At 42.6% G+C, this 24301-nt stretch carries 24 protein-coding genes; all 24 read right to left on the bottom strand.

Going from position 1 to position 24301, the window contains the following annotated elements; all coding sequences use genetic code 11:
• Window positions 1-2: 2 nt before the first annotated feature.
• A complete protein-coding gene (locus ABWH99_RS07135) occupies window positions 3-845 on the bottom strand; it encodes an amidohydrolase family protein (protein ID WP_375585599.1) in 843 nt (280 codons plus the stop codon).
• Window positions 842-1849, bottom strand: a complete 1008-nt coding sequence (locus ABWH99_RS07130; protein WP_375585598.1) for a hypothetical protein — start codon at window positions 1847-1849, stop codon at window positions 842-844. Before ABWH99_RS07130 ends, ABWH99_RS07135 begins: the two co-directional genes overlap by 4 nt.
• A complete protein-coding gene (locus ABWH99_RS07125; protein ID WP_375585597.1) occupies window positions 1846-3051 on the bottom strand; it encodes an acetyl-CoA carboxylase biotin carboxylase subunit family protein in 1206 nt (401 codons plus the stop codon). The genes ABWH99_RS07130 and ABWH99_RS07125 overlap by 4 nt, the downstream gene beginning before the upstream one ends.
• Before the next feature lie 3 nt (window positions 3052-3054).
• On the bottom strand, window positions 3055-4089 hold the full coding sequence (locus tag ABWH99_RS07120; RefSeq protein ID WP_375585596.1) for an N-acetylneuraminate synthase family protein: 1035 nt from the start codon (window positions 4087-4089) through the stop codon (window positions 3055-3057).
• Window positions 4082-5191 carry a pyridoxal phosphate-dependent aminotransferase gene (locus ABWH99_RS07115; protein ID WP_375585595.1) on the bottom strand — a complete coding sequence of 370 codons (1110 nt, stop codon included), beginning with the start codon at window positions 5189-5191 and terminating at the stop codon, window positions 4082-4084. Before ABWH99_RS07115 ends, ABWH99_RS07120 begins: the two co-directional genes overlap by 8 nt.
• The gene (locus tag ABWH99_RS07110; protein ID WP_375585594.1) at window positions 5184-5642 is read right to left on the bottom strand and encodes a GNAT family N-acetyltransferase; all 459 of its coding nucleotides are present in this window, start codon (window positions 5640-5642) and stop codon (window positions 5184-5186) included. Before ABWH99_RS07110 ends, ABWH99_RS07115 begins: the two co-directional genes overlap by 8 nt.
• Window positions 5643-5652: 10 nt before the next feature.
• Window positions 5653-6720, bottom strand: a complete 1068-nt coding sequence (locus tag ABWH99_RS07105; RefSeq protein ID WP_375585593.1) for a hypothetical protein — start codon at window positions 6718-6720, stop codon at window positions 5653-5655.
• Window positions 6717-7421 (bottom strand): pseudaminic acid cytidylyltransferase, encoded by a 705-nt coding sequence (gene pseF / locus ABWH99_RS07100; RefSeq protein ID WP_375585592.1) that lies wholly within the window; start codon window positions 7419-7421, stop codon window positions 6717-6719. The genes ABWH99_RS07105 and pseF overlap by 4 nt, the downstream gene beginning before the upstream one ends.
• A complete protein-coding gene (gene pseC, locus ABWH99_RS07095; protein WP_375585591.1) occupies window positions 7418-8665 on the bottom strand; it encodes a UDP-4-amino-4,6-dideoxy-N-acetyl-beta-L-altrosamine transaminase in 1248 nt (415 codons plus the stop codon). The genes pseF and pseC overlap by 4 nt, the downstream gene beginning before the upstream one ends.
• Window positions 8666-8668: 3 nt before the next feature.
• Window positions 8669-9679: a UDP-N-acetylglucosamine 4,6-dehydratase (inverting) gene (gene pseB / locus ABWH99_RS07090; RefSeq protein ID WP_375585590.1), complete on the bottom strand. Its 1011-nt coding sequence runs from the start codon at window positions 9677-9679 to the stop codon at window positions 8669-8671.
• A complete protein-coding gene (locus ABWH99_RS07085; protein ID WP_375585589.1) occupies window positions 9666-10985 on the bottom strand; it encodes an ABC transporter ATP-binding protein in 1320 nt (439 codons plus the stop codon). Before ABWH99_RS07085 ends, pseB begins: the two co-directional genes overlap by 14 nt.
• Before the next feature lie 8 nt (window positions 10986-10993).
• Window positions 10994-11851 carry an ABC transporter permease gene (locus tag ABWH99_RS07080; RefSeq protein WP_375585588.1) on the bottom strand — a complete coding sequence of 286 codons (858 nt, stop codon included), beginning with the start codon at window positions 11849-11851 and terminating at the stop codon, window positions 10994-10996.
• A gap of 6 nt (window positions 11852-11857) precedes the next feature.
• Window positions 11858-12970, bottom strand: coding sequence for a DegT/DnrJ/EryC1/StrS family aminotransferase (locus ABWH99_RS07075; protein ID WP_375585587.1), 1113 nt, complete (start codon window positions 12968-12970; stop codon window positions 11858-11860).
• Window positions 12971-12972: 2 nt separating this feature from the next.
• Window positions 12973-13824 carry a methionyl-tRNA formyltransferase gene (locus tag ABWH99_RS07070; RefSeq protein WP_375585586.1) on the bottom strand — a complete coding sequence of 284 codons (852 nt, stop codon included), beginning with the start codon at window positions 13822-13824 and terminating at the stop codon, window positions 12973-12975.
• Between the two features lie 2 nt (window positions 13825-13826).
• On the bottom strand, window positions 13827-14738 hold the full coding sequence (locus tag ABWH99_RS07065) for a DegT/DnrJ/EryC1/StrS family aminotransferase (RefSeq protein ID WP_375585585.1): 912 nt from the start codon (window positions 14736-14738) through the stop codon (window positions 13827-13829).
• Window positions 14725-15672: a hypothetical protein gene (locus ABWH99_RS07060; RefSeq protein ID WP_375585584.1), complete on the bottom strand. Its 948-nt coding sequence runs from the start codon at window positions 15670-15672 to the stop codon at window positions 14725-14727. Before ABWH99_RS07060 ends, ABWH99_RS07065 begins: the two co-directional genes overlap by 14 nt.
• Window positions 15660-16073, bottom strand: a complete 414-nt coding sequence (locus ABWH99_RS07055; RefSeq protein WP_375585583.1) for an FdtA/QdtA family cupin domain-containing protein — start codon at window positions 16071-16073, stop codon at window positions 15660-15662. The genes ABWH99_RS07060 and ABWH99_RS07055 overlap by 13 nt, the downstream gene beginning before the upstream one ends.
• A complete protein-coding gene (locus ABWH99_RS07050) occupies window positions 16070-16471 on the bottom strand; it encodes an FdtA/QdtA family cupin domain-containing protein (protein ID WP_375585582.1) in 402 nt (133 codons plus the stop codon). Before ABWH99_RS07050 ends, ABWH99_RS07055 begins: the two co-directional genes overlap by 4 nt.
• Complete coding sequence (gene rfbA, locus ABWH99_RS07045) at window positions 16449-17342, bottom strand: glucose-1-phosphate thymidylyltransferase RfbA (protein WP_375585581.1); 894 nt, start codon at window positions 17340-17342, stop codon at window positions 16449-16451. The genes ABWH99_RS07050 and rfbA overlap by 23 nt, the downstream gene beginning before the upstream one ends.
• A 263-nt stretch (window positions 17343-17605) precedes the next feature.
• A complete protein-coding gene (locus ABWH99_RS07040) occupies window positions 17606-17974 on the bottom strand; it encodes a hypothetical protein (RefSeq protein WP_375585580.1) in 369 nt (122 codons plus the stop codon).
• Window positions 17955-20003, bottom strand: a complete 2049-nt coding sequence (locus tag ABWH99_RS07035) for a GumC family protein (RefSeq protein WP_375585579.1) — start codon at window positions 20001-20003, stop codon at window positions 17955-17957. Before ABWH99_RS07035 ends, ABWH99_RS07040 begins: the two co-directional genes overlap by 20 nt.
• A 3-nt stretch (window positions 20004-20006) precedes the next feature.
• Entirely contained in the window at window positions 20007-20492 is a 486-nt protein-coding gene (locus ABWH99_RS07030; RefSeq protein ID WP_375585578.1) for a polysaccharide biosynthesis/export family protein, read from the bottom strand.
• Between the two features lie 944 nt (window positions 20493-21436).
• The gene (locus ABWH99_RS07025; RefSeq protein WP_375585577.1) at window positions 21437-22147 is read right to left on the bottom strand and encodes a LytR/AlgR family response regulator transcription factor; all 711 of its coding nucleotides are present in this window, start codon (window positions 22145-22147) and stop codon (window positions 21437-21439) included.
• 131 nt (window positions 22148-22278) lie between these two features.
• Window positions 22279-24207: a polysaccharide biosynthesis protein gene (locus ABWH99_RS07020; RefSeq protein ID WP_375585576.1), complete on the bottom strand. Its 1929-nt coding sequence runs from the start codon at window positions 24205-24207 to the stop codon at window positions 22279-22281.
• Window positions 24208-24301: the final 94 nt, after the last annotated feature.

Raw genomic sequence — 24301 nt, 5'->3', positions numbered from 1 at the left:
TTTCAGAGAGATTGTATTAGACGCCCTGCATTTTGAAACATGATTTTATCTATTTCTTCAGAACTGAAATTGAATTCTGTAAAGAATTTTGTGTGGGCTTCTAATGAACGATCAAGTGTGATATACGGAAAATCTGTTGCATAAAGTATGCGGTCACAATTGAGTTTTCGATAGGTATAGGCAAGATCTTTCCAAAGATTTGAGCCATCATAGAAAGGCAGGGTCAATGATGTTTCTAAGTAGATGTTTTCTTGCATATCCGCGATTAGCATTGCTTCAATTACTCGAGCTCCTCCACTATGAAGAAGAATTATTGGTGACTTATTGATTTCTGCCGCCACCTCTGTTGCCAAGCTTAAATTGTCATACTTATACAAGTTTATAGTCCCGTAGCTAGCGTCAATAAAAATGAACATTCCCAGATTCTCTGCATATCGGCACAACTCCACAATAACAGCAAAATCCTCTTCTTTAATCTTCTGAAGGTAGGAATGAAACTTTATTCCTTTTATACCCAGCCCGTTAGCATCATTCATATGCTGGCGAACATTCGGATGTCTGAAGTCTAACAACAATGTAAAAATTGATGAGTCGTCCACTATTGAACTATCGCGTAGCTCTTGAAATTCAGCCTTAAAGTGTTCACTTTCAGTGATATGTTGATTAAAGAGCATGTAATTTGCAGATTTCACTATGGTCAAATCATCCGCATAGAAACCTAGTGCTTCTTTTATATCACCAACCTCCATCTTCATATCCTCTTCATGACGTTTATCCAGTCCATCATTACCCATAGGCAAGTGGATATTGAAATCATAAATCGGAAGTGATTTTAAATCTTTCATTTATTAGTAGATTTTGAAATCATTTGGGCCACATCAGCAAATAGCTCTTGCGATGGATTCAAGCAATTAACATCAGAGGCTGCTTTAATAAGCCGCTTCTTGGGAACATTGTACTTTGCCGCTGACTGTTCAACCATACTCATGTAAGAAGTATGAAATTTTGAAACCCCAATGTGAATCTCCTCAGAAGTTAATCCCTGTGGTCGATCCATCATCGGCACTAATGTATTATCCGCAAACTGATAGAGATCGTATAAGTCAATGCCGACATCAATACCTAGTTTCTTAAGTGCCCAGATGAAGATCTCTGTTTGTGCATTACCTGCAGATCTTCCCATCCCTCGAACACATGTATCTATATATGTAGCGCCTGATTGCAGTGCCTGAATCGAGTTGGCTATTCCCATTGACAAGTTATTGTGGCCGTGGAATCCAAGTGGCGTGGAAATATTTTGACGGGTGCGATCAATATATTCCGCAACCTCATTTGGAAACATGCATCCTGCAGAATCTACAAGGTAGATGACATCAGCGAGTTGCCAACTATCAATTTCTTGAACTATCTGACTGAATTCGTATGACTTGACTGCATAGCTCTTCATTAAATTAATTGCTAGTGTCAAACTTTGTTTCTTAGCTTCTTCTGCATATGGCTTCAAATTTCTAAAATCATTAATATTAATACCACATCGGATGAAATCTAATCCATTTGACTTAGCAATTCTAATATCCTCTATTGAACCGATTCCAGGAATGAAGAAACTTACAATTTTTGCGTTTGTAGCAGCTTCACGTGCTGTTTGAATGTAAACTTCGTCATTCTCAGCTGAGAAACCACACTTTGGATTGTTATATGCACCTAGTCCAAGTCCGTGACCAACTTCAATATACTCGAAACCCATTTGGTCTAACTCTGACACGACCTTTTGAGTTTGATCTTTCGTGAACTGAAAATCAATTACATATGATCCATCACGCAGCGTATTTTCAATAATATTTATCATAGCTTAAAATATTGAACGTTGAGAGCTGATTTGAAATTCTCGAGATTATTCAAGCTTTCGTCTACATTCTCGCCACGAATCGCAAGCATAGAATGACGAGAGGCACAATTCTCGATGGATTCAATCATATCATTTTCACTGAAGATTGTGCGATACTTCAGGACGTATTCTAGAGCGCTTACCTCCTCAGTATTAATACTTTTGATCACTTTGCCAACCTCAAAATCTAAAAAGGTCAAAATCGCAGAATTCTGCATCAATTCTGGCCCTTTCCCCTCAACTTCAAACATGTCCCTGTCAAGAGATTGATTAATTAATATCTCATTTAGATTGATACCGGTTAAGCTAGGCACAATGGTTGACGACGTATATACGCCACCTCCTCTGTTAGTACACTCAACTAGATAAATCCCTTGGTCTTTCGTAACGATGTACTCACCATGAGTATGGCCTTGCGAATATCCTAGCGCACTTACCACCCTATCGTGATTTTGCATTAAGCGAACATTTAGGTCATTATTAAACCTAGCAGGATAAATGATTTCCTTCGTTACAGGTTTAATACCTTCCTGAAAAGACCTCGAAGCAACAGCCAAGGCATGATGACCATTTTTGAACACAAATCCATCAACCGTAACCAAGGTGCCTTCTATGAATCTTTCGCAGATGACAGTGTGGGAGGCTGAATTGCAAAGTGCATCATAAAATGCAGAAGACAAGTTCTCTTCTGAATTCACAATTGTCACACCGAATGTACCTCTACTATCGACAGGTTTTATAATTAGCGGGTAACCTAGGTTATTAGATGCCGTTTCTAATTCTTCGAATGTGCGAACTCGATTATATTCAGGCTGCATAATGCCTTTCGCACTGCATGCTTCTCTCTGTTCAAACTTATTGTTAGAATAAAGGGCCGATTGAATGCTATTAAACTTGATACCAAGCGCCTTCGAAAGAACTGCTGCAGTGTAAAGGGAAAAGTCACAATTGTCCGTAACAATACCATCAACATTATAGGTTTTCGCTATTTGCATATGTGATGCAATGTCGAGACTATCCTTCACAAAGAATACGTCTGCATGACTTAATCCTGTCGTATTGAGTTGAGGATGGGTTGCAACTACGAAATGTCCTAGACGTTTTGCTTCAAGAATTAACGATTCTTGTTCCCACCCAGCTCCTATGATCAATAATTTACTCACGGGTCAGTTCTTTGCAAGATATTCATGCTTCAAAATAGTACCTGCCTTTAGATCAATTTTTGCAATTCCAAAATCTCTCTTCTCAAAGACCTCTCTGCAGTCAATCCCTTCAGTAAATCGAGAATAGTCGAGATCTTCATACTTAACTTCTTCACCGGATTTGATATCTCGCTTGAGTTTAGCTCTGTAGAGAATGGAGTTCTTAAAGCTCTTTTCCTCTTTCTGAATCTCTAGTCGAGGTGATCTCTTCATTAGAGCTTGTTCAACTTCTCGAATTTGATATACAAGTGCTGCAAACTCTGCTGGATCTGCTGCAAATGAGGTACTATCTGGCGTATCGAAGGTCTTATCGAGCGTAAAGTGTTTTTCGATAACCTTTGCACCTCGAGCAACGGCAGCGACCGGAATATGAATACCATTTGTATGATCTGAAAATCCGACCGGGCATTCAAACATAGACTTATAGGTATCCATTAATGGCATATTCACTCTAGAAGCCGGTGCCGGATATATACTATTACAGTGCAAAATTATGTAATTGTTGTTTCCTGACTGCTCAAAAATTCGCACGGCCTTAGTAATCTCTTCATAATTGGCGATACCTGTAGAGAAGATCGTTGGCTTATTGAGTTCAGCTACACGCTCCACTATTTGAGGAAAGGTACCAATTTGAGCAGATGCTAATTTATACAAAGGAACGTCAATTTCTTCGAGTAAATCAACAGCCTTCATATATGTAGGAGATGAGAAGAATACAACACCCTTTTTGGAGCAATACTCAGATAGAATGCCATGCCATTCTTCAGGAAACTCTAACCTTTTTACGAAACTTGCAGTTTCTTTATCAGGGTTGGTGTAAAGTGCATGAAGGTTAATGGACTGGAATTTTACGGCATTGGCGCCCGCTTCTGCAGCTGCATCAATAGATTCTTTAGCAAGTGTCAAGTCTTGTTTGTGATTCGAACCCACATCTGCGATTATGTAGGCTTCATCTCCTCCAATGGGAAACCCTCCTACTTCAACAATTGGTCTAGGCATGATATGTTGTTAAAACATTTTTAAGGTTCTCTAGGGCTTCTTCTAATCCATTTCGATCTAGGGAGAATGAAATACGAATATAATTATCAAATCCGTATCCATATGCTGCTCCCGGGACTATGGCAATCCCATGATTCTGCAGTAAGTCCATACAGAATTCAGAAGCATCAGTTATTCCATACACACTCAAATCTACGAAGAAATAGAAACCTCCTTGCGGGGCAAATACTTTCCATTCCGGAAAAATGTTTAATACGGTTTCACGATTTTCCCGGTAATAGGAGACAAAATTCTCAATCTCTATTGGGCTGTGGTTCTTACTCAACAGGTGTTGAGCAAAAGAGGATGCACAAGTAGCCAAGTTCTGTTGAATCTTCAGTATGTTGCTCATTACGTTGGCATTCTTGACCAATAGGTAGCCTATTCGATATCCCGTCATGGCGTGACTCTTGCTGAAGCCATTACCAACAATGGTTTTATGATAACCCAAGATTGGTCTCAAAAGCGCTTTGATATCTATATCAATATACGTGTATCTTTCATAAATCAAATCAAGTATGACCCAAGCATCTTTTTCGGTAGCAATAGAGTAAAGTGATTCGACTTGGTTCGCTGTTATAATATTTCCATCAGGATTATTGGGTGAACATAACATTAGTATGTCAAAATCCATGGATTTTAATGTATCAGTCCAATCTGATTTATAGGTATTCACAGGCAAGTATTCGCATCCTGCAAGTGTGCAAGTAGCCTGATATCCAAGCCAACTCGGTTCCAATACAGCAACTCGCTTCCCCTCAATTGCTTCGAGTGCATAGAAAAAGCCCTGTTTTAAGCCCGGAACTATGATTACTGAATCAGCCGCGTAATCCTCATATATTTCGGCAATTGATTCTCGCAATTTTGCCACTCCTTGTGCGGAACCATAATGACTTGCAGCTTCCGGTAGATTTACTATTTCAGCTGCTAATGAAGCAGGTAGATTAAAATGAGTATCGCCTATGCTCAAGGTATAAACTTTCTTTCCCTGATCTTTCATGGATTTTGCCATTCTTGTCAATTCCATAGAAGCCGATGGCTTTAATTCTTTCAATTTAATCACAACACTTAGTGTAAAAAATGATTCCGGATTCCTCTCTATTAATTTGAAAGCCCAGGCTTTCAAATACCCTCTTTGAGGGTAAATTTTCATTTTTCACCACGGCATTTATAAAACAATCCCTCTCAACTTGTTTACATAAGTACTCGATTGCATCTCTAAGTAATGCCCTACCATAACCTTTTCCTCGATAAGACTTCACTATTGAATAATCAATAAACCAGCCCTCCGTAGATGTATCGAAGTCAAATCTAACTTGGCCTAAAAACATATTATCAATTTCAGCTACCAACAATAGTGAGCTAGTTGCAGTAAGTTTTTGTGCAAACCATTTTTTATGCACTTCCCATGGTATTTGACTGTTTTGAATTGAATTTTGTCTTACCAATGGATCATTTACTAATTCAAAGTAATAATTGCAATCTTCTTCTCGCGCTTTTCTTATCACTAACATCTTACGTGGACTAAAAAGAACCTAAAATCCAAAAAATGGGCAAGAACTGTCCAGGTGAACCAACCCCACGTTTTTCGCCTGATTCGAAGTCGATAAATTCAAAATATTTACCCTCCTCATACATTGATTGAATCCAAGAAGTTATCTCCAAATACATTGAAGTTGTTGTGAACTTATCAGGCTCAATATACTTATCATAAAAACTCAACGCCAATGCTGCACCAATGGAATTTCTAAGATGTCCTTCGTCTAAACAAATGCCGCGCAGCCCATCTCTATGACCTAATGCACCCGGAGTACTCGGAATAAGAAATCGAGAATCAAATACAAGTTCCCCTTCAATTTTTTTAATCACATCGGAAGATACATATTCGCTATTACCCTCATACTGCATAATCAAAGAGGCGTGCATCGCATATAGCAGTGGATAGGTGTCTCCTGTCATTAACTCAAAATTAGACTTAATAGCGCGGTACAATGGCTTCACGAATTTCTTTGCCTCCGGAAATATCGCTTTCAGGGAGTCAACACATTGAAAAGCATAAATATGATAGTCCCTAGGACTAGCGCGAAGTCCCAGAGCCTCACCTGTCAACATTTCATCAAATGCTCCATTAGCTTCATTCCAAAATCCTTTCAAATAGTCAAACCCTTTAACTAATACATGATAATACCGAGAATCTCCGGTTACCTGTTGATATTCTGATAACAACCTAAGTGCTGTAACTGTAGGAGGCAAATCTTCTACTTCATCTGTTAATTTAATTATTTCTGGGGTGGCTTCAAACTTAATGCCATTCCCTGTAGAGCCAAGAGAAAGTGCCCAACCTCCGCTTTCCTTTTGTTTTCTAACATTGGAATTAATCAAACTATTTACACCCTCTAGATAGATATTTTTTCTTGTAACCTCGTATAGCCGTAACAGGGCTATACCTGTCAATGAAGGATAAATTTGACCTTCACACCCCCAAGCTTCGGAAGGGAAGTAATCTCCTCTACTTATATACTCATGTGTCATTCTGACTCCTACAGCTTCGGCACAATGCAGTAATTCCGGGTGAGTTATCGCTTTATTCAATGTACTCTAGATTTTAAGTATTTATATTTTAGTTCTGCCATATCCCAATCCGTTGGTTCATCTATATCTTGAACTTCATAATCTTCAAGGATTATTCCCCCCTTTTTCTTACCAAAAGAATTTTTATTCTCTAAATATTCTAGATTATTCGGGTAAAACCAGTAAAACTGCCCTGCGTCAAAAAAAGTCTGTTTCAAATCTTGAGATCTTTTTGCTTCAAAATCAGGAAAGTTCCAATCAATTCCATTGCTGTTTGTCAAATGATAAGAACGCCATATAGGTGAGGCATACCTACCCAATGGCAAAGTAGCATCAAAATCATTTGTTTCAAGTAGTTTCAGTGCTTCTTGCAATCGTGTTACAGTGATCAAAGGAGCAGTTGCATAAATACAACAAGCAATATCAAACCCTTCGCCTTTGCGCTCATATTCAGATAAGACCTCATGCATCACATCACCGGTTCCTGAAAAATCATCAGAGTTTTCAGCGCTTCGCAGAAATGGGATCTGTGCCCCATATTGCTTCGACACTTTAGCAATTTCTTCGTCATCCGTAGAAACCATTACTACATCGAACAATTCTGACTTCATTGCAGCCAATATTGAGTGTGCAATCATTGGTTTGCCTGCGAATGATTTTATATTCTTTTTAGGAATACGCTTGCTCCCTCCTCGCGCTGGTACAATGGCAATTTTTTTCATCTATAGTAGGAATTTACCATATAAATTACAAACGCTTGTTGCTCCAAACCCAACGTGGGGTACATTGGCAAGCTGATACAGTTTTGATAATAAGTCTCCGCAATGGGCATATCGCCTTCTTTCCAACCAAATTGCCTATAGTAAGGCATTAAATGAATTGGAATGTAATGCACTTGGGCAAATATTTGATTTTCTCGTAAGTGATTATAAAGCCCCAATCGATTTTTTACTTCCAAAATATACAGATGGTACGCATGACCGGACTGAGGCCGATACTCTGTTGAATGTTGAGGATTCTTATCTACTTCGTAATTTCGGTCTGTAACTTGAGGAAGATCTTTAAATGTTTGGTAATAACGACTCGCTATTTCTTGGCGCCTCTTAAGTCCCTCATCTGCCCGTTTTAATTGGCTTAAACCTAAAGCAGCTTGAAAATCAGTGATTCTATAATTATAACCCAACGCACGCATTTCCATATACCAAGCAGGATAGGAAGAGTTAGAAGGTTGGGGTTCAGAATTCAAATTTCCACTCGCAAATTCTATTGAGTTTTCAAACAAACTTTCATCGCGGGTAATGCCGTGGGAACGAAGCATCAGCAATTTTTTGTAAAGTTCCTCGTTGTTGGTGGTAATCATTCCTCCTTCGCCCGCCGCAATATGCTTAACCGGATGAAAGGAGAAGATGGCTAGGTCTGCAAACTGACCATTCCCACAATGCTGCTTTTTACCTTTACTGTCTATAAAATAGCCCCCCGGTGAATGGCAGGAATCCTCTATAATCCAGCAATCGAATGCATCGGCTAAAGCTCTGAAAGCCTCTAAATCAACTGCCCTACCTGCAAAGTCCACCGGGATAATGCCTGCGTACGTCCCTTTTGGCGAAGCTTCCAATAATTTTCGTACGGAATCAATATCCAATAAATACGTATCCGGGTCTATATCTGCAAACACGACTTGACCTCCACAATACCGCACGCAATTGGCGCTGGCAGCAAAAGTTATGGGGGTGGTGATAACCTTATCTCCTGGCTTTACGCCCAGCGCCAACGCATTCAAATGTAAGGCCGCTGTGCCATTGGATACGGCTACCGCATACTTCGCGCCAACATAGGCTGAAAAGGCATCTTCAAATTCCTTGACTTTTGGGCCTTGGGTCAGATAGTCGGACCGAAGTACCTCCGCTACTGCATCTATGTCCTCTTGGGTAATGTGCTGTCTTCCGTAGGGAATGGGTGTATTCATACTTTAAATTGAAAAAGCAGGTTCTACGTGTTCTTTAATCAAGTCTCGTAAACTATCCACCGTTTCCCATTCTGTATTCTCTCCAGAATTATATCGGAAACCCAAAGCCACCTTTTTAGCATGAAAATACTGGATATAATCGTTCAATTTCCATTGGTGACTAGAGGGTAGTATCGTATAATATTTACCTAGATCCCAAGTGTAAAAAGAATCAGAGCTGGTAATCATTTCTTCATGCACTTTTTCTCCAGGACGAATGCCTACCACTTTGATCTCGCAATCCGGCGCAATGGCTTGAGCTACATCCGTAATGCGATAGGAAGGTATCTTTGGTACATAAATTTCCCCTCCCCAGGCATGCTCCAATGCATGCATCACCATGTCCACCCCACCTTGTAAAGAAATATTAAATCGTGTCATTTCAGGATCGGTAATCGGTAAAACCCCTTCCTTCCGTTTTTTAAGAAAAAAGGGAATCACCGAGCCATTGGAACCCATCACATTTCCATAGCGAACTACAGAGAATTTGATTGGATTCCATCCTTTGATATTGTTTGCCGCCACAAAGAGCTTATCGGATGCCAGTTTGGTAGCGCCATAGAGATTTACCGGTGCGGCTGCTTTATCAGTTGAAAGCGCAACCACTCGTTCTACAGTACAAGCCAAACAAGCATCAATGACATTTTGGGCTCCATGTATATTGGTTTTAACACATTCATCAGGATTATATTCCGCAATCGGTACATGCTTCATAGCTGCAGCATGAATCACATAATCAATACCCTTCATCGCTCTAGTCAATCGTTCCCGATCACGAACGTCCCCAATAAAAAAACGAATTTGTGGATATTGATCAGTTGGATATTCTTGAGCCATCTGAAACTGCTTCTGCTCATCCCGGGAATAAATCACTAGGCGCTTTACTTCCGGGTGATTTTTGAAAATGTGCTCCGTTAGGGCTTTCCCAAGAGAACCTGTACCTCCGGTTATTAATACTGACTTATTTGACAACATACTGATCTATATTCAACTTTTCTATTTTCGTGTCGATGGTAAAAAACCCGATCGGATGCGAAGGATCATACCCAAGTTCACTCTCAGCCTTATTGGATACGCAATTCAAGTAAAATCGAGAATCGACCACATCATACGGATAATGCTCTCCGATGATTTCCCTTGGCTTGCCGATCCAGAAATAAACAGGATACATCCCCGTCCGGAGCAAGCCTGCTGGTACGAATAGTTTGAACGAGACAATTTTACCCATTTCAAGATTTGTATTACTTATCGGAATCATCCGCGAAGAACCAATTGGTTCCGAACTTTCTCTCCCTCTCAACATCATTGAGAAAAAAAGGGAATCAATAGCCGATTCAACTTTCACGGTGCATTGAATTCTGATTTCTTTTGTCGGATCGATAGATTCCATACCATCGTTTATAAGGATTTCTGAAAATCTCGCTTCTCCATTGCCACGTCGAATTGTCGAGTCACGAAGAAAATCACTTTCGAAGGGGACTGAACTTCTATTATGCAAGTAGCTTGTTATTACGGATGAAACGTCTTGGTTCATTGTAACCTGCCCGTCGGTTAGTAAAACTGCTCGGGTACATAGAGCTTTAACACTCGTCATATTGTGACTGACAAACAAAATCGTTCTTCCCTCGCCCTTGCTGACCTCACCCATTTTTCCCAGGCACTTTTTCTGAAAGTCCGCATCCCCTACCGCCAGGACTTCGTCAACGATCAGGATCTCGCTCTCCAAATGAGCGGCCACCGCAAACGCCAGACGCACGTACATTCCCGAACTGTAGCGCTTTACCGGCGTATCGATGTAGCGCTCCACCCCCGAAAAATCAACGATCTCCTCTAGTTTACGGGAAATCTCCCGCTTGCGCATCCCAAGGATCGCTCCATTCAGGTAAATATTTTCACGACCAGAAAGCTCGGGGTGAAACCCGGTACCCACTTCCAATAAAGAGGCAATTCTCCCCTTGACTTTTATATTTCCCAATGTGGGAGCTGTCACCCGGGATAATAACTTAAGTAACGTACTTTTCCCGGCACCATTTTTACCGATGATACCTACCGCTTCCCCCTGACCGATGCTAAAATTAATATCTCGCAGACTCCAAACCACGTTGGATGTCCCACTCTTGTCGCGCCGGTTGACCTCCCCGACTTTTAGAAAGGGATCTTCCTTGCCCCGCACCCGCGTGATCCACCATCGCTCCAGGTCTTTACTTAGTGTACCGGTATTGAACTGGCCAATTTGATAGGCCTTGGAAAGTTGATTAACTTCAATAACTGCTCTAGACATCCTTACTTTTAAATCGTATCGACAAAACTTCGTTCGGTCTTATTGAAAATCAACACCCCAAGAATAAAAATCACGCTGATGGCAAAACTACTATACCCCAGGGAGTTCCAGCTGAAACTCCCTGCACCTAGAAAGGCATATCGAAATGTCTCGATGATCGCTGTCATTGGATTGGCGGCAATCCAAACCTCATACTTTTCAGGGGCACTGCTCAATGGGTAGATCACGGTGGTGCCGTACATCATCAATTGCACGCCGAACGTAACCAAGAAGGTCAGGTCCCGGTATTTGGTGGTAAGCGCCGTGATGATCAAACCCAATCCCAATCCAAATAATGCCATCAACACGAGTAGAAAGGGGAACAGTAACAGGAACCAGGAAAACTGCAAGTCCACGCCTGCCCCGTAATAATAGACCACCAAGGCTAAAAACAACAGGAATTGTACACCAAATCGAACCAAATTGCTCACCACGATACTCAAGGGCATGATCAGCCTCGGGAAATATACCTTACCGAATATGTTGGCATTGTCGCGAAACACCGTACTTGTTTTGGAGATACAATCTGCAAAATAACTCCATGCGGTGATCCCTGCCAGGTAAAACAGGGGCTGTGGGAGACCATCGGTACTGATTCCGGCAAGGTTTCCGAATACGAATGTATACACGATCATGGTGAACAATGGCTGGATAAAAAACCATAGTGGTCCAAATACCGTTTGCTTGTAAAAACTAATAAAATCCCGCTTAACCAAAAGTGCCAGGAGATCCCGGTACTGCCAAACATCGTTAAACTTTAGGTCGAATAAGGATGTCTTCCCCTCGATGATCAAATCCCAATACTGGGTATTATCGTCTTTGTTCATACCGTGTTAAAATGCATTGACGGTGGAAATTACTTGCTCCACCTCCTGATCCCCCATTGCCGGACTGATCGGTAAGCTCAAAACTTCGCAGTGCATGGCCTCCGTGACCGGAAGGGAGGTGTGAAAGTACCCGGCATATGCCTTTTGCTGATGAGGTGCTACCGGATAATGGATTAGAGTCTGAATGTTATGCTTTCTTAGGTGGTCTTGTAGCTTGTCTCGATGCTGGGTACGAATCACAAATAAATGCCATACATGACTTGGGTGATCATAGGTGAGCGTTTTTTGAGGAAAGGGTAAAATCAGGTTTACAGTAGAAATATGCTCCAGGTATAATTTTGCTATTTCATCTCTACGTTTGTTTTCCTCATCAGTATGCCGAAGCTTCACCCGCAAAAAAGCCGCCTGAATCTCATCCAAACGAGAGTTCAGCCCCTGATAGTCATTATGGTATTTTTTGCGGCTGCCGTAATTGCCCAGTGCCCGCACGATTTCCGCCAGCTTGGCATCATTGGTGCTTACCGCGCCGCCATCGCCCAGCGCCCCTAAGTTTTTGCCGGGATAGAAACTAAAGCCGGCAGCATCGCCCAGGTTTCCTGTCTTTTTATCTTTCCACCATGCCCCAATGGCCTGTGCATTGTCTTCAATGATTTTGAGCTGGTATTTTTCCGCCAGTTCTTCGAGCTCTGTACTCCAGCAAACTTGTCCATACAGGTGTACCACCATGATGGCTTTTGTCCTGGGGGTTATCTTAGATTCAAGCTGCTTAAAGTCGAGATTGTACGTTTGAATATCAGGCTCGACGAGAACGGGCCTTAATCCGTTATCGGTGATGGCTAAAAGTGATGCAATATAGGTGTTCGCCGGAACAATGATCTCGTCTCCTTCCTGGAATAGCCCCATTTCCTTGTATGCACGGATAATCAGGCGAAGGGCATCCAATCCATTGGCCGTGCCTACCACGTACTTGCAACCGATATAGTCGCTTAGCTCTGCCTCGAATGCCTGCAGCTGTTTGCCCATCAGGTACCATCCGGAGTCGATCACTTCGGCGGCAGCGGCTTTAAGCTCTTCGGCGTATTGGGCGTTGATATCTTTCAGGCTTAAAAATGGAATCATAATCAAGTCAGAATTTCGCCAATGTTCAAGTCAGTATCCGTTTCAACCAATACTACGCCATCAGCTGTAGAAATGATGTATTGCCCTTGGGTTGTCTTTGCGATAACTTTTCCAGGAGTATTACAGGCGAAAGATTTTTTAAGATTGACTTTTTCGTTTTGGTTTCTAAAGGTAAATGCATTGGGGTATGGGTCTACTAAGGCACGAATAAAGTTATGGGTATATCTGGATGGCATAGCCCAATTGATTTTAGAATCTTCGGGCGTTCTTTTAGGAGCCCAAATAACATCTCCGATCTGTTTTTTGGGATAAATAGTATTTGTAGATAGTTGATGTATTGCCTTCTTGATTAAAGTTAGGCTTAATACCATCAACTTTTCGCGTATGCTGAGAATGGTATCTTCATTTTCTACTTTGATAAAGTCTTGCAAGAGGATATCGCCCGCATCAACTTCTTCTGCCATCAAGTGCACTGTTGTTGCTTGATAGGGTTCGTCGTTGAGCAAAGCTGCTGATAAGGGATGGTGGCCACGGTATTTTGGAATAGCTCCAGTGTGTATGTTGACTGGATACCGTACCAGGGTTAAGACATCCTTAGAGAGAATAAAGGGAAAAGCTACTGAAATTATGGTGTCAGCTTTATTTTGTTTGATGAAATTGGTCAATTCATTTTGTTCTTTTTTGAATTTATTGATTGTTAGTATTTCTATATTTAGTTTTCGTAGTTGATCTAGATTTTCCTCTTCTATTATGTTCCGATAGCAAACTACGCCTACTGGCAAAATAGAGGCATTTAGTAACCCATCTAAAATGTAGTTACCGATAGCTTTACCTCCGAAAAATATATATTTCATGATTAGCTTGTCTCTTTAAAGTTGGATATTACTTTCTTAAAGTATTCAATGTCTATTGTCTTCAATCGCTGATGTGACGGCAAGAAAAACGCATCTTCCCCGTAGAAAACACTAGCTTGGATGCCGTGCTGCCAAAGATGCTCCTTTAGTTTGGGCAGGTCTTTGATCTGCTGATTGTTTTTTAGCATCAAAACGGAGGGGCTTTGATTATTCTCGTAGGAGAAAAAAGGGGTAAAACCAAGCGCCTTGAAAACAGCAAGGCTTTCGTTGTAGACGCTTCTTCTATCCTGTAGTAACTTGTCCACCTGCTTGATATAATACCCTACTACATTTTTTACATACTGTATCAACTCCGCACTAGTGGTGGGCGTACTAACGGCTTTTCCTGTGTTATTGACAAGTAATCCGCCCACTTGTATGGGGAAAAACTTGGGAAAGCTGTAGATACTGAATGCTCCGTATTTGCCTACCGCCCGGCTTTTGTCCTGACTAAAAAAAGTGGTACAGCAATCTTCAACAATGGGTAGACCGGTGGCGGTCAGCTTATTCATTTCGGGGTATATGGTCCCAAATTCATGATTGACAAAAACAGCTTTGCTTTCGGAACCCAGGGTGCGGTTCCAGTTGCACACTTTTTCTATTTCTGAGGTCACGCAACTGCTGATGTAGCGGTTGCCGCTTGTGGTGAGAATAGTGACGGTATCTTCTTTTTTTACGTTCAGTGCTTTTAGTGCAATGGCAATCGCTTCGCGTCCATTATTCGTGATGTGCCAATCTTTGTGTTTTTCGTTGCAGTAGGCTTCAAAATGAGGTTCATACCCTTGCAGCGTTTGATTGAAGGCGATGTCTTTTGTTTGGAAGGGGCTGATACGATAGCTCGGGAGTAGGTATGGATCCGGGTTAAGAACAAACATTGACTTCCTTTGAAAACGTATATTTCAAACTGACCGAACAGCCGATACTCTCTTTGAACTCACACAATCCGTAATTTGGAACCGAATTTTCGGTGGAGGTTCCTATATCTATCAGGTATATGGACTGGCTGACGTAGTATTGAAATAACTTGTAGGTAAGAAAATTCATCGGCCTGAGTTCACTAAACGAAGGATTATCACCCCAGTAGATGACTTGAACCACTTGCTGGGATATCGGAAATACAATCGCTGCTGCCACATCCGTTTCCTGATATTCCACCACGAAAAAATCTGCAGAAAATCGTTCACTGGTCTCCAGTACCTGCTCCCATGACATGCGAAGCGGCTTCTGCCGGACACTTCGATTAACAGCGATCACCTCGTAGGCGCGCTTTGCCTCATTAGGCGATAACTTCTTCCACAAGAATTCTTGCTTTAACGCATTCTTCAAATTCTTTCTCGCATTTTTTTGTAACATCTCTGGATAATCCCGATCAAAATTTATCGGAAGTTCGATGTGATGATTTATATCAATCTGTTCGTTTCGATATCCGAAAACGAATAATCCGTTGATCATTCGGGTCAAAAACCGTCCGTCGTAGTACAATGCCGGGAGAATCAGTGTAACTCGACGGTATCCCTGTTTACCTAACCATCTTTCAAGAGCATGCAACGCATCATTTACTACGGCTGCTTTCACTTCCTCCTGAATCGGAGAGAATCCTCCAAATGGAGCGGAGAATGGTGACCTTGCTTCTGTTCCACTAGTGCCAAGGATAAGGCCCAGGCGAAATCTGGAATCCTTAAACAAGAGGTAATGAACGGCTTCCACTTTAGCTGCATTAAATGCTGCAAAGTCTGCAGTATGAAAGAGTCCCGCTCGTTGGTGTACGTGCTGGGTATATAAGGATTTGTCTACGGCTACAACTTCCATTGAACAAATTCGTTGTAGTCCCGGATATAGTCGCGCTCATCGTAAGGAAGTGATGCCAGTACCAGGCAAATTGACCCCGAGGAGAAGTTATCGATTTCACGCCAAATGCCCGAAGGGAGGTATACACCAACATAAGGACGGGATAAGTGAAAAGTCCTTCTCACACAGCCGTCATCAATGATCAAATCGAAACTACCACTTGCCGCCACCACTAACTGCTGCAGGTTACGGTGTGCATGCCCTCCACGGGCCTCTCCCCCAGGAACATCGTACAAATAATACACTCGTTCGATTGAAAACGGCACTTGTTTTTCCTGAGTTACCGCAGTAATATTTCCCCGGTCCGAGTGATTTTTTGCCAATTTGACCAAGGTACAGTCAAATACCTGTGAATCTTTCATCCGGAATAGGCAAGAAAACGGTCAAAATCCCTGATGTAATCGGCTTGGTCAAAGCTTGCGCTGGATAGATGTAGTCCCAAGGCGTTGGTGGAGAAATTTGCCATGAATCGCCAGGTCATCGGAGGGACATAAAGCCCATAGTACGAACGGTTCAAGGAATAGCTCAGTGTTTCCCCAAACCTATCAGTGACCGTAACATCAAAACTACCGCTTAGGGCAATGATAAGCTCCTGCTGCTTGAAATACGCATGCCCCCCCCTTGTCTCTCCTCCAGGAACATCATACGTCCAGAAAACACGACGAATTGCAAAGGGTAGCTGGTCGGGGTGTTGGAGAAACGTCAGGTTACCCCTTTCGTCAAGGATTTTGGGTAAATCAATAAGCTTGACTCTCGACATTATTGGCTATTTTTTTTAGATAAGCACCATACGAGGATTTCCCAAGAAAATCTCCCAGCTCACTTAGCTGCCCTCCACTTATCCATCCGGATCTAAATGCTATTTCCTCCAAGCAGGCAATCTTTAAACTCGTTCGATGTTCTACTGCCTTTACAAATTCAGTGGCTTCTACCAAGGACTCCTGCGTACCCGTGTCCAGCCACGCAAAACCTCGAGATAACTGCTGTAGGTGTAATCGCCCCTGATCAAGAAAATGTTGATTAACTGAAGTAATCTCCAACTCGCCCCTGGGAGAAGGTACTACCCCATCCGCCACTTCTATAACTGAATTTGGATAAAAATAAAGGCCTACAACCGCCTGATTACTCTTGGGTACAGCTGGTTTTTCGTCAATAGCTATTACTTTACCGGACCTATCTACCGAGGCCACTCCGTACCTTTCCGGGTCATCCACATAATACCCAAATATGACGGCCAATTGTTCCTGTTCGACCTTTCTACGCGACTCCAACAACAGCTTCTGTAACCCAGCTCCATAAAAAATATTATCCCCCAATACCAGACAGACACTTTCGTTCTTTATGAAATCTCTCCCAATGGTAAATGCTTGCGCCAAACCGTCTGGAGAGGGCTGAACAGCGTAGGTTAATTGCAACCCAAATTGCCGGCCGTCCCGAAACAATCGTTTGAACGCAGGTAAATCCCGTGGAGTAGAGATAATCAAGATATCCCGGATACCTGCCAACATTAATACCGAAAGCGGGTAATAAATCATCGGTTTCTCGTAAACCGGCAATAACTGTTTCGAAACCGCAAGGGTCAATGGATGCAATCTGCTCCCCGAACCTCCGGCAAGAATGATTCCTTTCATCTATTTATTACTCCATTTTTTTTTACGACATCAGCAATTTCAGGCGATGTAAATAAAGACCTTACAACCCCTTTCCTCATCACCCTGCAGATGCTGCAACAATTTCTTAGGTTAATCGCCAGGCCAATAGTACTGGTCTTTACTCTATGCATCCAGATAGATTTTCTGCATTTAATACCTCTACAAATCCACCATTCTTACTCCTGGAATTACGACAAATTCAGCAAAATAAAAACGCCGGAACCACAAGAAAACCGTCTGCTTTATTTGATGAAACGGCTGATCCAGCGTTTCCAAAACGAACGCGTTTTTTTATTTTCCTCATAATAGCCATAACCATAGCCATAGCCATAGCCATAGCCATAGCCATAGCCATAGCCAGAAACCTGCCTATGCACATCGTTTAAGATGGCATAAAATTTTACTCCTTTCACACGCACAACCAGATCGTTTAAAAAACCAATCTGCTGCTTTTGTGAATAATTTTGCCGGAAAATAAAATAGTTGACATCTGCTTGTTTAAAAAGCTCCCTGGTTTCTGATACCAATCCGACCGGTGCACAATCCATTACCACCACGTCGTACTCCGCCTTTACCTCGGCCAGAATATTGTCAAGTTTTTCCTGTTGCAATAATTCCGCCGGATTTGGGGGAATTGGCCCCGAAAGTAAGATATCCAGATGTTCGAAATCCAGAGGGCTTGACTGCACGTCGCCAATTGAGCGAACTGCTCAAACAAGTGCTAAGCCCAACATCGTTGACCAGGTTAAAAATTCCCGCTATCTTTGGCTTCCGAAGATCCATCCCCATCAACAACGTTTTCTTACCTGCCAGTGCAAAAATTCCGGCCATATTGCCCGAAACGAATGTCTTCCCTTCACCCGATACTCCGGATGTGAAAAGAAGGCAATAGTTTGTTTTCCCGGGTGACAGGTAAACCAAATCCGATCGTAGATTCCGAAACGCTTCTGCTATTCCGGATTTGGATTGTTTGAACACAGGCAGGGGATCTTCGTTTCCTGACCTGCCGATCATACCAATTAAATCACTACTTAGGAGGTTCTGCAATTCAGATGGGTCCTCTATTTTTGTGCTTAAAAAAAAGCGTAAACTAATAAAAGCAACCGGAATAAACAGGCCGAGCATTAGCCCAAACACCAGATTTCGGGACCGATTTGGATACACGGATCCACTGACTATTGCCTCGTCCAGAACCAGATTAGAGGGAGCATTGGAAGCTTTCGCAATTTCTACTTCTGCACTTTTCTGCAAAAGGAATAGATAGACGTTTTCATTAATCGTGAATTGACGCTGCAAGCCTAATAACTCCCGCTCCGTAGCGGGCAGTTTGCCTAGCTCCTCCTCCAAGAGTGCCACGCGATCCTGTAGCCCAACGATCCGGACTTCCCGTCCTTCAATGTTATTGGTCAGATTTTCATCAATGGCATTCTTTAAAGTTTTGACTTCCCGCCGAATTAGCATCAAACTTGGGTTATCCGGGCTGTAATTAGCGCTGGCCTCAGCTAGTTCCTCCTGCGCCGATGCCAGTTTGCCTACCAAATCGGACAAGGTTCTTTCCGAGGTGAAATCAAGGGCGGGAAACCAATATTTTTCAGAATAGTCCCGGTCCATGTAATCGCTAATTCGCTTAAAAAAAACGATTTCCTGTCTGAGTTGCTCCAGTTGTTCGTCCAAACTCACCAGGCGATTGAAAATAGAACTACCCTCCTGACTTAGGTCATAGACCTGATTTGAGGTTCTGAAATCCTCCAACTTTCCCTCATAGACTGCAAGTGTATCAGAAATACTGCGGAGCTGTTGCTCAATGAAATCAATGGTGTTTTCGGAAGCAAGGTTCTTCAACCTAAGTTCTCGGTCAAGATAGCTCTCTACAAGTTGATTGAGATAATCTATTCCAAATTGCACATTCTCGTGTTTCAACGAGACCAGGAGTACAGAACCACCCGGACTTGCCAGATTGACGGCCAGACTGCCTCGCAGGCTGTTCGACAAGCTGGTTTCCGATTCCAACGAAAATACATAGGTCTGTCCAGCCATTCCACCCGAATAATTCAGCGAAAATACCAACTCCCCCATTTCCAATTCGGCTCCAAATTTCGCTTCACTGAACTCCTTTTCGCCAATCGAAAAAATGAATGCGAACAACGACTTTGCTTCGTATCTGCGGATTAAAAAGCTCGTATTATCTACTATACGTATTTCAAATGCCCCAGCTACCCGCTTTGTTTTTTGCTGGTTTATATTGACCTGAAATGGCTCCAGGGGATAAATATCCACCATTTTCAATCGTCCTTTTTGGAAAAAACGCAGCGGAACGTTCATAGCCCGCACGGCTTCTTTGGCAAGGGACAACGATTTTAAGATGCTGATTTCGTTGTCCAGTTTAATTGGTGACCCAAAAAGAGACCCCAACTGCAATACTTCCCCTGAAAGATTATCCGACTTGTCACTAACGATTACGGAAGTTTCTACCTGATATATATCTACAAGGTACCGGTTAAATAAATGCGCACTTCCTATCCCAACGCTCGCACATACCATTAATATAGGCCAGAACCGTATTAAGCGAACCAATAACCCCCTCAACTCATCCGTTGACTCATTCTTATGTTCATTAGGAATATGTTCGTGTGCCTGCATGCGCTACCTTACGATAAGGTTTAAAATCAAAACAAAAGCGGAAACCGATGAAATGAGTAACGAGAGCGACTGGGAGGCATTCTCACCCGCACCTATCTCCCGTACCTTCATGGGTTCCGCGTAATACAAGTCGTTCGGTTGAACAAAATAATAGGGGGACTTAATGATGTTGCGATCGTTCAGGTTTATCTGATGCATCCGGCTTCCTTCGGGATACTGCCGGATCAAAATCAGCTGATCACGGTTGGCAAGGTTCGTCAGATCGCCCGCAGCAGCTATTGCCTCAAATATGGTCATGCGTTCCTCCATCATTACAAATTTCCCGGGTCTGCGAAATTCTCCAAGGGTACTAAACCGTATCCCGCCCAAACGAACCCGAACAAAAACATCCGTCGTTACAAATTTTACTAACTCAGCTTCGATGGCGTTTTTAGCCTCTTCAATGGTGCGACCCCTTACCAGGATTTTTCCTAAGAACCGGTAGGTCAACCATCCCCTCCTTATTTACCCGAAAACCAGTCATGTAATTCAAATCTCCCTGTAACATCCCACCCACCATTCCGGGACTATTGGATCCGATATTCGGGTTCAAATTAAACCCGTCCGCTAACAGTTGATCCAAGGTAGTTACAGTGACGTCCAAAATATCATTGTACTGAAGTCGATAGTCAGTAACTTCATACGGTATCAAAGCATTTAACTCGATCGGATCTGCATCGGTAGTTTGCTGAAAATAAGTAATTCTCTTGTTGGAAACACAAGAACTCAGACAGTACATGATAAATGTACTGAAGGCTAAATATCTAAAACCAGTAAAAATTATATTATACACTTGTTTTTTGGCTACAGCTTCGCCCCGTCGGTCCCAAGTCGGGTACCTAGCGGGGCAGTTATTCCATAAATATGTCTACGCTCAGGTAGAGTGTCGAAGACGATACAAATCAAATTATTATAAAGGGATTTTTCATCGTTAGAAGTTATGTAAAAATTCGAAATGGAATCATTTGTAAATGAAACGCACTATTGGTGAAAAGTTTATTAAAAAGGAGCACTGGATAGTATGCATATACCTCTCTCCGTTTATTAACTTAAAATAACGATTCATTAATAGGACTTGACTCCGCTTCACATTACCCGTACTATTGCGTATGATTTTATTATTAGTCACGTTATTTGCCGGAGCGATACTCTTGACAGGCACGTTTATAGCAATGGTCTATTACAAGAATAGGAAATCAGAATATGCGATCACCCGGATCGACTTTCCCAAGGGACTGAGTGCCAGCGGGAAGTATGAATACATACAGTGTTTTGTCCAAACAAAAAAAATCAAAGAGATTCGGGGTATTTACATGCGTGGAAAAGAGAGTGGAACAGCATATAATCTAAACAACGCTACATTTGTTTACCTAGATTATATTCTCTAACCGTTATCAAAATCGTTTTGTTACTACTTCCTGGAGGTGCTTGTATAATCCTCTCCGGATGGGTACGGTGTACTCGTCAACAACTGCATTTCTTCCATTGAAAGAACGAATGTGCATTTTATTTACAAGAAAAGATTTGTGTACGCGAAGAAACAATTTAGCGGGCAATTTTTCTTCAACGTCCTTTAATATATCGCGTACCACATAGCTTTTGGTACGTGTAATTATTTTGGTATATAAACCGTCCGCCTGGGCCAAAATAATCTCCTCAGCGTGCAGAAAAATAAGAAATCCTTTGTCCCGCACCTTAAGGAAAGCGGGGGAGTCACGAACTTCGTGTTCAATGCGGTCAATCTTCGAGAAAGCAAGCATGAGCGTGGTTTTCAGGTCGTCCATTTTGTAAGGCTTCACCAGGTACCCCGCCGGATTTACTTCCAATGCCTTTGTAAACAATTCGGTCTCGGCATAGGCCGTAGAAAAAACAATGGGAAGCCCCCACTTTTTATTTATTATGCCAACAAGCCCGATGCCATCCATGGACCCCTCAATCATGATATCCACCAACAACAAGTCAACGGAATTCTCCTCAAGATAAGCGAGGGTCTCCCGGGCATTATCGAAAACAGCCGGTACAGAGAAACCCAGTTTGAGTATCTGCTCCTTTAGGTTCAGCGCTAGTTCGTATTCGTCTTCTACTATTAATACTTTACGCTTCATCGTTGCTTTCTATTTTCATTTAAAAGTAGTTAATTAACATTTTCCCATCAAACTTGTCTTAAAAAAAGAAATAAAATGCGACCAAAAGTAAATGGGACAGTCTACTTCTCCCGCAATACTGGATCGAAGACTTATCCTTTCACAACCGCTGAGGTCCTGTCCAACGTTGAGAAACGGGAAGCCTTACTAATAAATTCAGGTACAAGCACCTTCAATTGCCGGACCAAGGCTATTTCGTCGGCCTCTTTCCGACATAAGCCTTCCAGACCCCGAATCTCCGAGGCTAACCAGGAAGCATCTGCTTTTTCTGATGAGACAATATGGATTTTTGGATGGTGTGTAGGCAGGGCGTATTCCAGGTCGGAGTGCAGCTCCTCGTACATTTTCTCTCCTTCCCGCAAACCCGTGATGGTTACATGCATGTCTACGTTTGGGGTTTTACCGGCCATCACGATCATTTTCTCTGCCAACTCGTAAATGTTTACCGGCTTTCCCATATCGAACACGAAGATCTCTCCCCCGTGTCCCATTTTACAGGCTTCCATCACCAACCGGCAGGCCTCCGGGATGGTCATAAAATAGCGGACCATGTCGCGGTGGGTAACGGTTATGGGCCCTCCCTGCTCTATTTGCCTCCGAAACAACGGTATCACGGACCCGTTTGAACCCAGCACATTGCCGAACCGGGTCGTGATAAACTGCGTTGCTCCCCTTTGTTGACTCAGCGATTGCACGTATTTTTCCGCGACCCGTTTGGTGGCCCCCATCACGTTGGACGGGTTTACCGCCTTGTCCGTGCTTACCATGATAAACTTGTGAACCCCGTGGAGTAGGGATAGATCCGCCAAATTACGCGTACCCAATACATTGTTTTCTATGGCTTGCAAGGGATAGTTTTCCAACATGGGAACATGTTTGTAGGCCGCGGCATGAAACACCAACTTGGGCGTTTCCCGACGAAAAACTGCTCGCAGAAGGCGCTTCCGCTTTATATCGCCCAACACGGGAACGATCTGTAAATCAGGAAAAATGCTCCGCAATTCCTGCTGAATATCGTACAGGGCCGATTCGGATTGGTCCAATAACACCAGTTTACCCAGCGGATACTTTGCCAGCTGCCTGCATAACTCGCTACCGATGGAGCCCCCCGCACCGGTGACCAGCACTACTTCCCCGTCAAACTCTCCGGAAAGATGCCCCTGATCGATATCAATCGACTCCCTTCCCAGCAATTCTTCCATCTTGATCTGCTGAATATCCGATACATTGAATTGACCTTCTTTCCAGTACCGCAGATCGGGCGTTCGCTTGACCCGCACGTTGCGGGCATAACAGGCTTCGTAAACGGCTTCCAATTGAGCAGGCAACAATTGACCCGTACAAATGATCAATTCCTCGATCGGATAGGTATCCATCAAATGGAGCAGCGCCTCCCCACTACTATGTATTTTCACCCCCATCAGGTACTTCCCTGTTTTTTTTGGATCGTCGTCAATAAAACCGTGGTTGATGTATCGGGTTCCAAAATCCTTCAATAACAACTGATACACGGAAATACCAATCTCACCGGCCCCATAGAGCAGCACGTGCATTTGCCGGGTACGCCGTATTTTATTATTCCAAAAGAGCTGTTTTACGAGCAATCGATACGCCATAAGGAAGGAATAAGAAAGTGCGGTGCACAGCACAAACGCAGCAATACCCAAAGGCTCCACTCCCGGAAGATTACTCAGGATAACGTATACCGGAAGAAAGCAAAGAAACGAACCGAAATGAATAAATGTTAATTGGATAACCTCCTGTAGCGTCGTATGACGAATGACCCCCTTGAATGATTTTTTCCAGTTCATAAACCCAACCAATATCAACAAGAAGGGAACCCCATATATTGCGACAGAGCGCAATAGCTGCGCATCAGGAACGGGCGGATAAATAATCAAAAAACCAGCAGCAAATGCAAGCAAGAGAAACAGATAGTCGACCAAAAGAACCAGACGAATGGGAAGATAAGGGAGATTTCTGAAATACAGGAAAAGATACCGCTTTATTCTAACAATCATGACGAATTCTCTTTTTTTGTAAAAATCGCTCCTACAGCGCGACAAATATTTAAAAAGTATCCAGCTTTCCGATTAAATTGCAACACTTTGTAAA

The organism is Cyclobacterium xiamenense, from assembly GCF_042140265.1.
Classification (GTDB): Bacteria; Bacteroidota; Bacteroidia; order Cytophagales; family Cyclobacteriaceae; genus Cyclobacterium; species Cyclobacterium xiamenense_A.
Note: the sequence above shows the minus strand (reverse complement) of the source record. Positions and strands in the feature narration are given on the sequence as shown.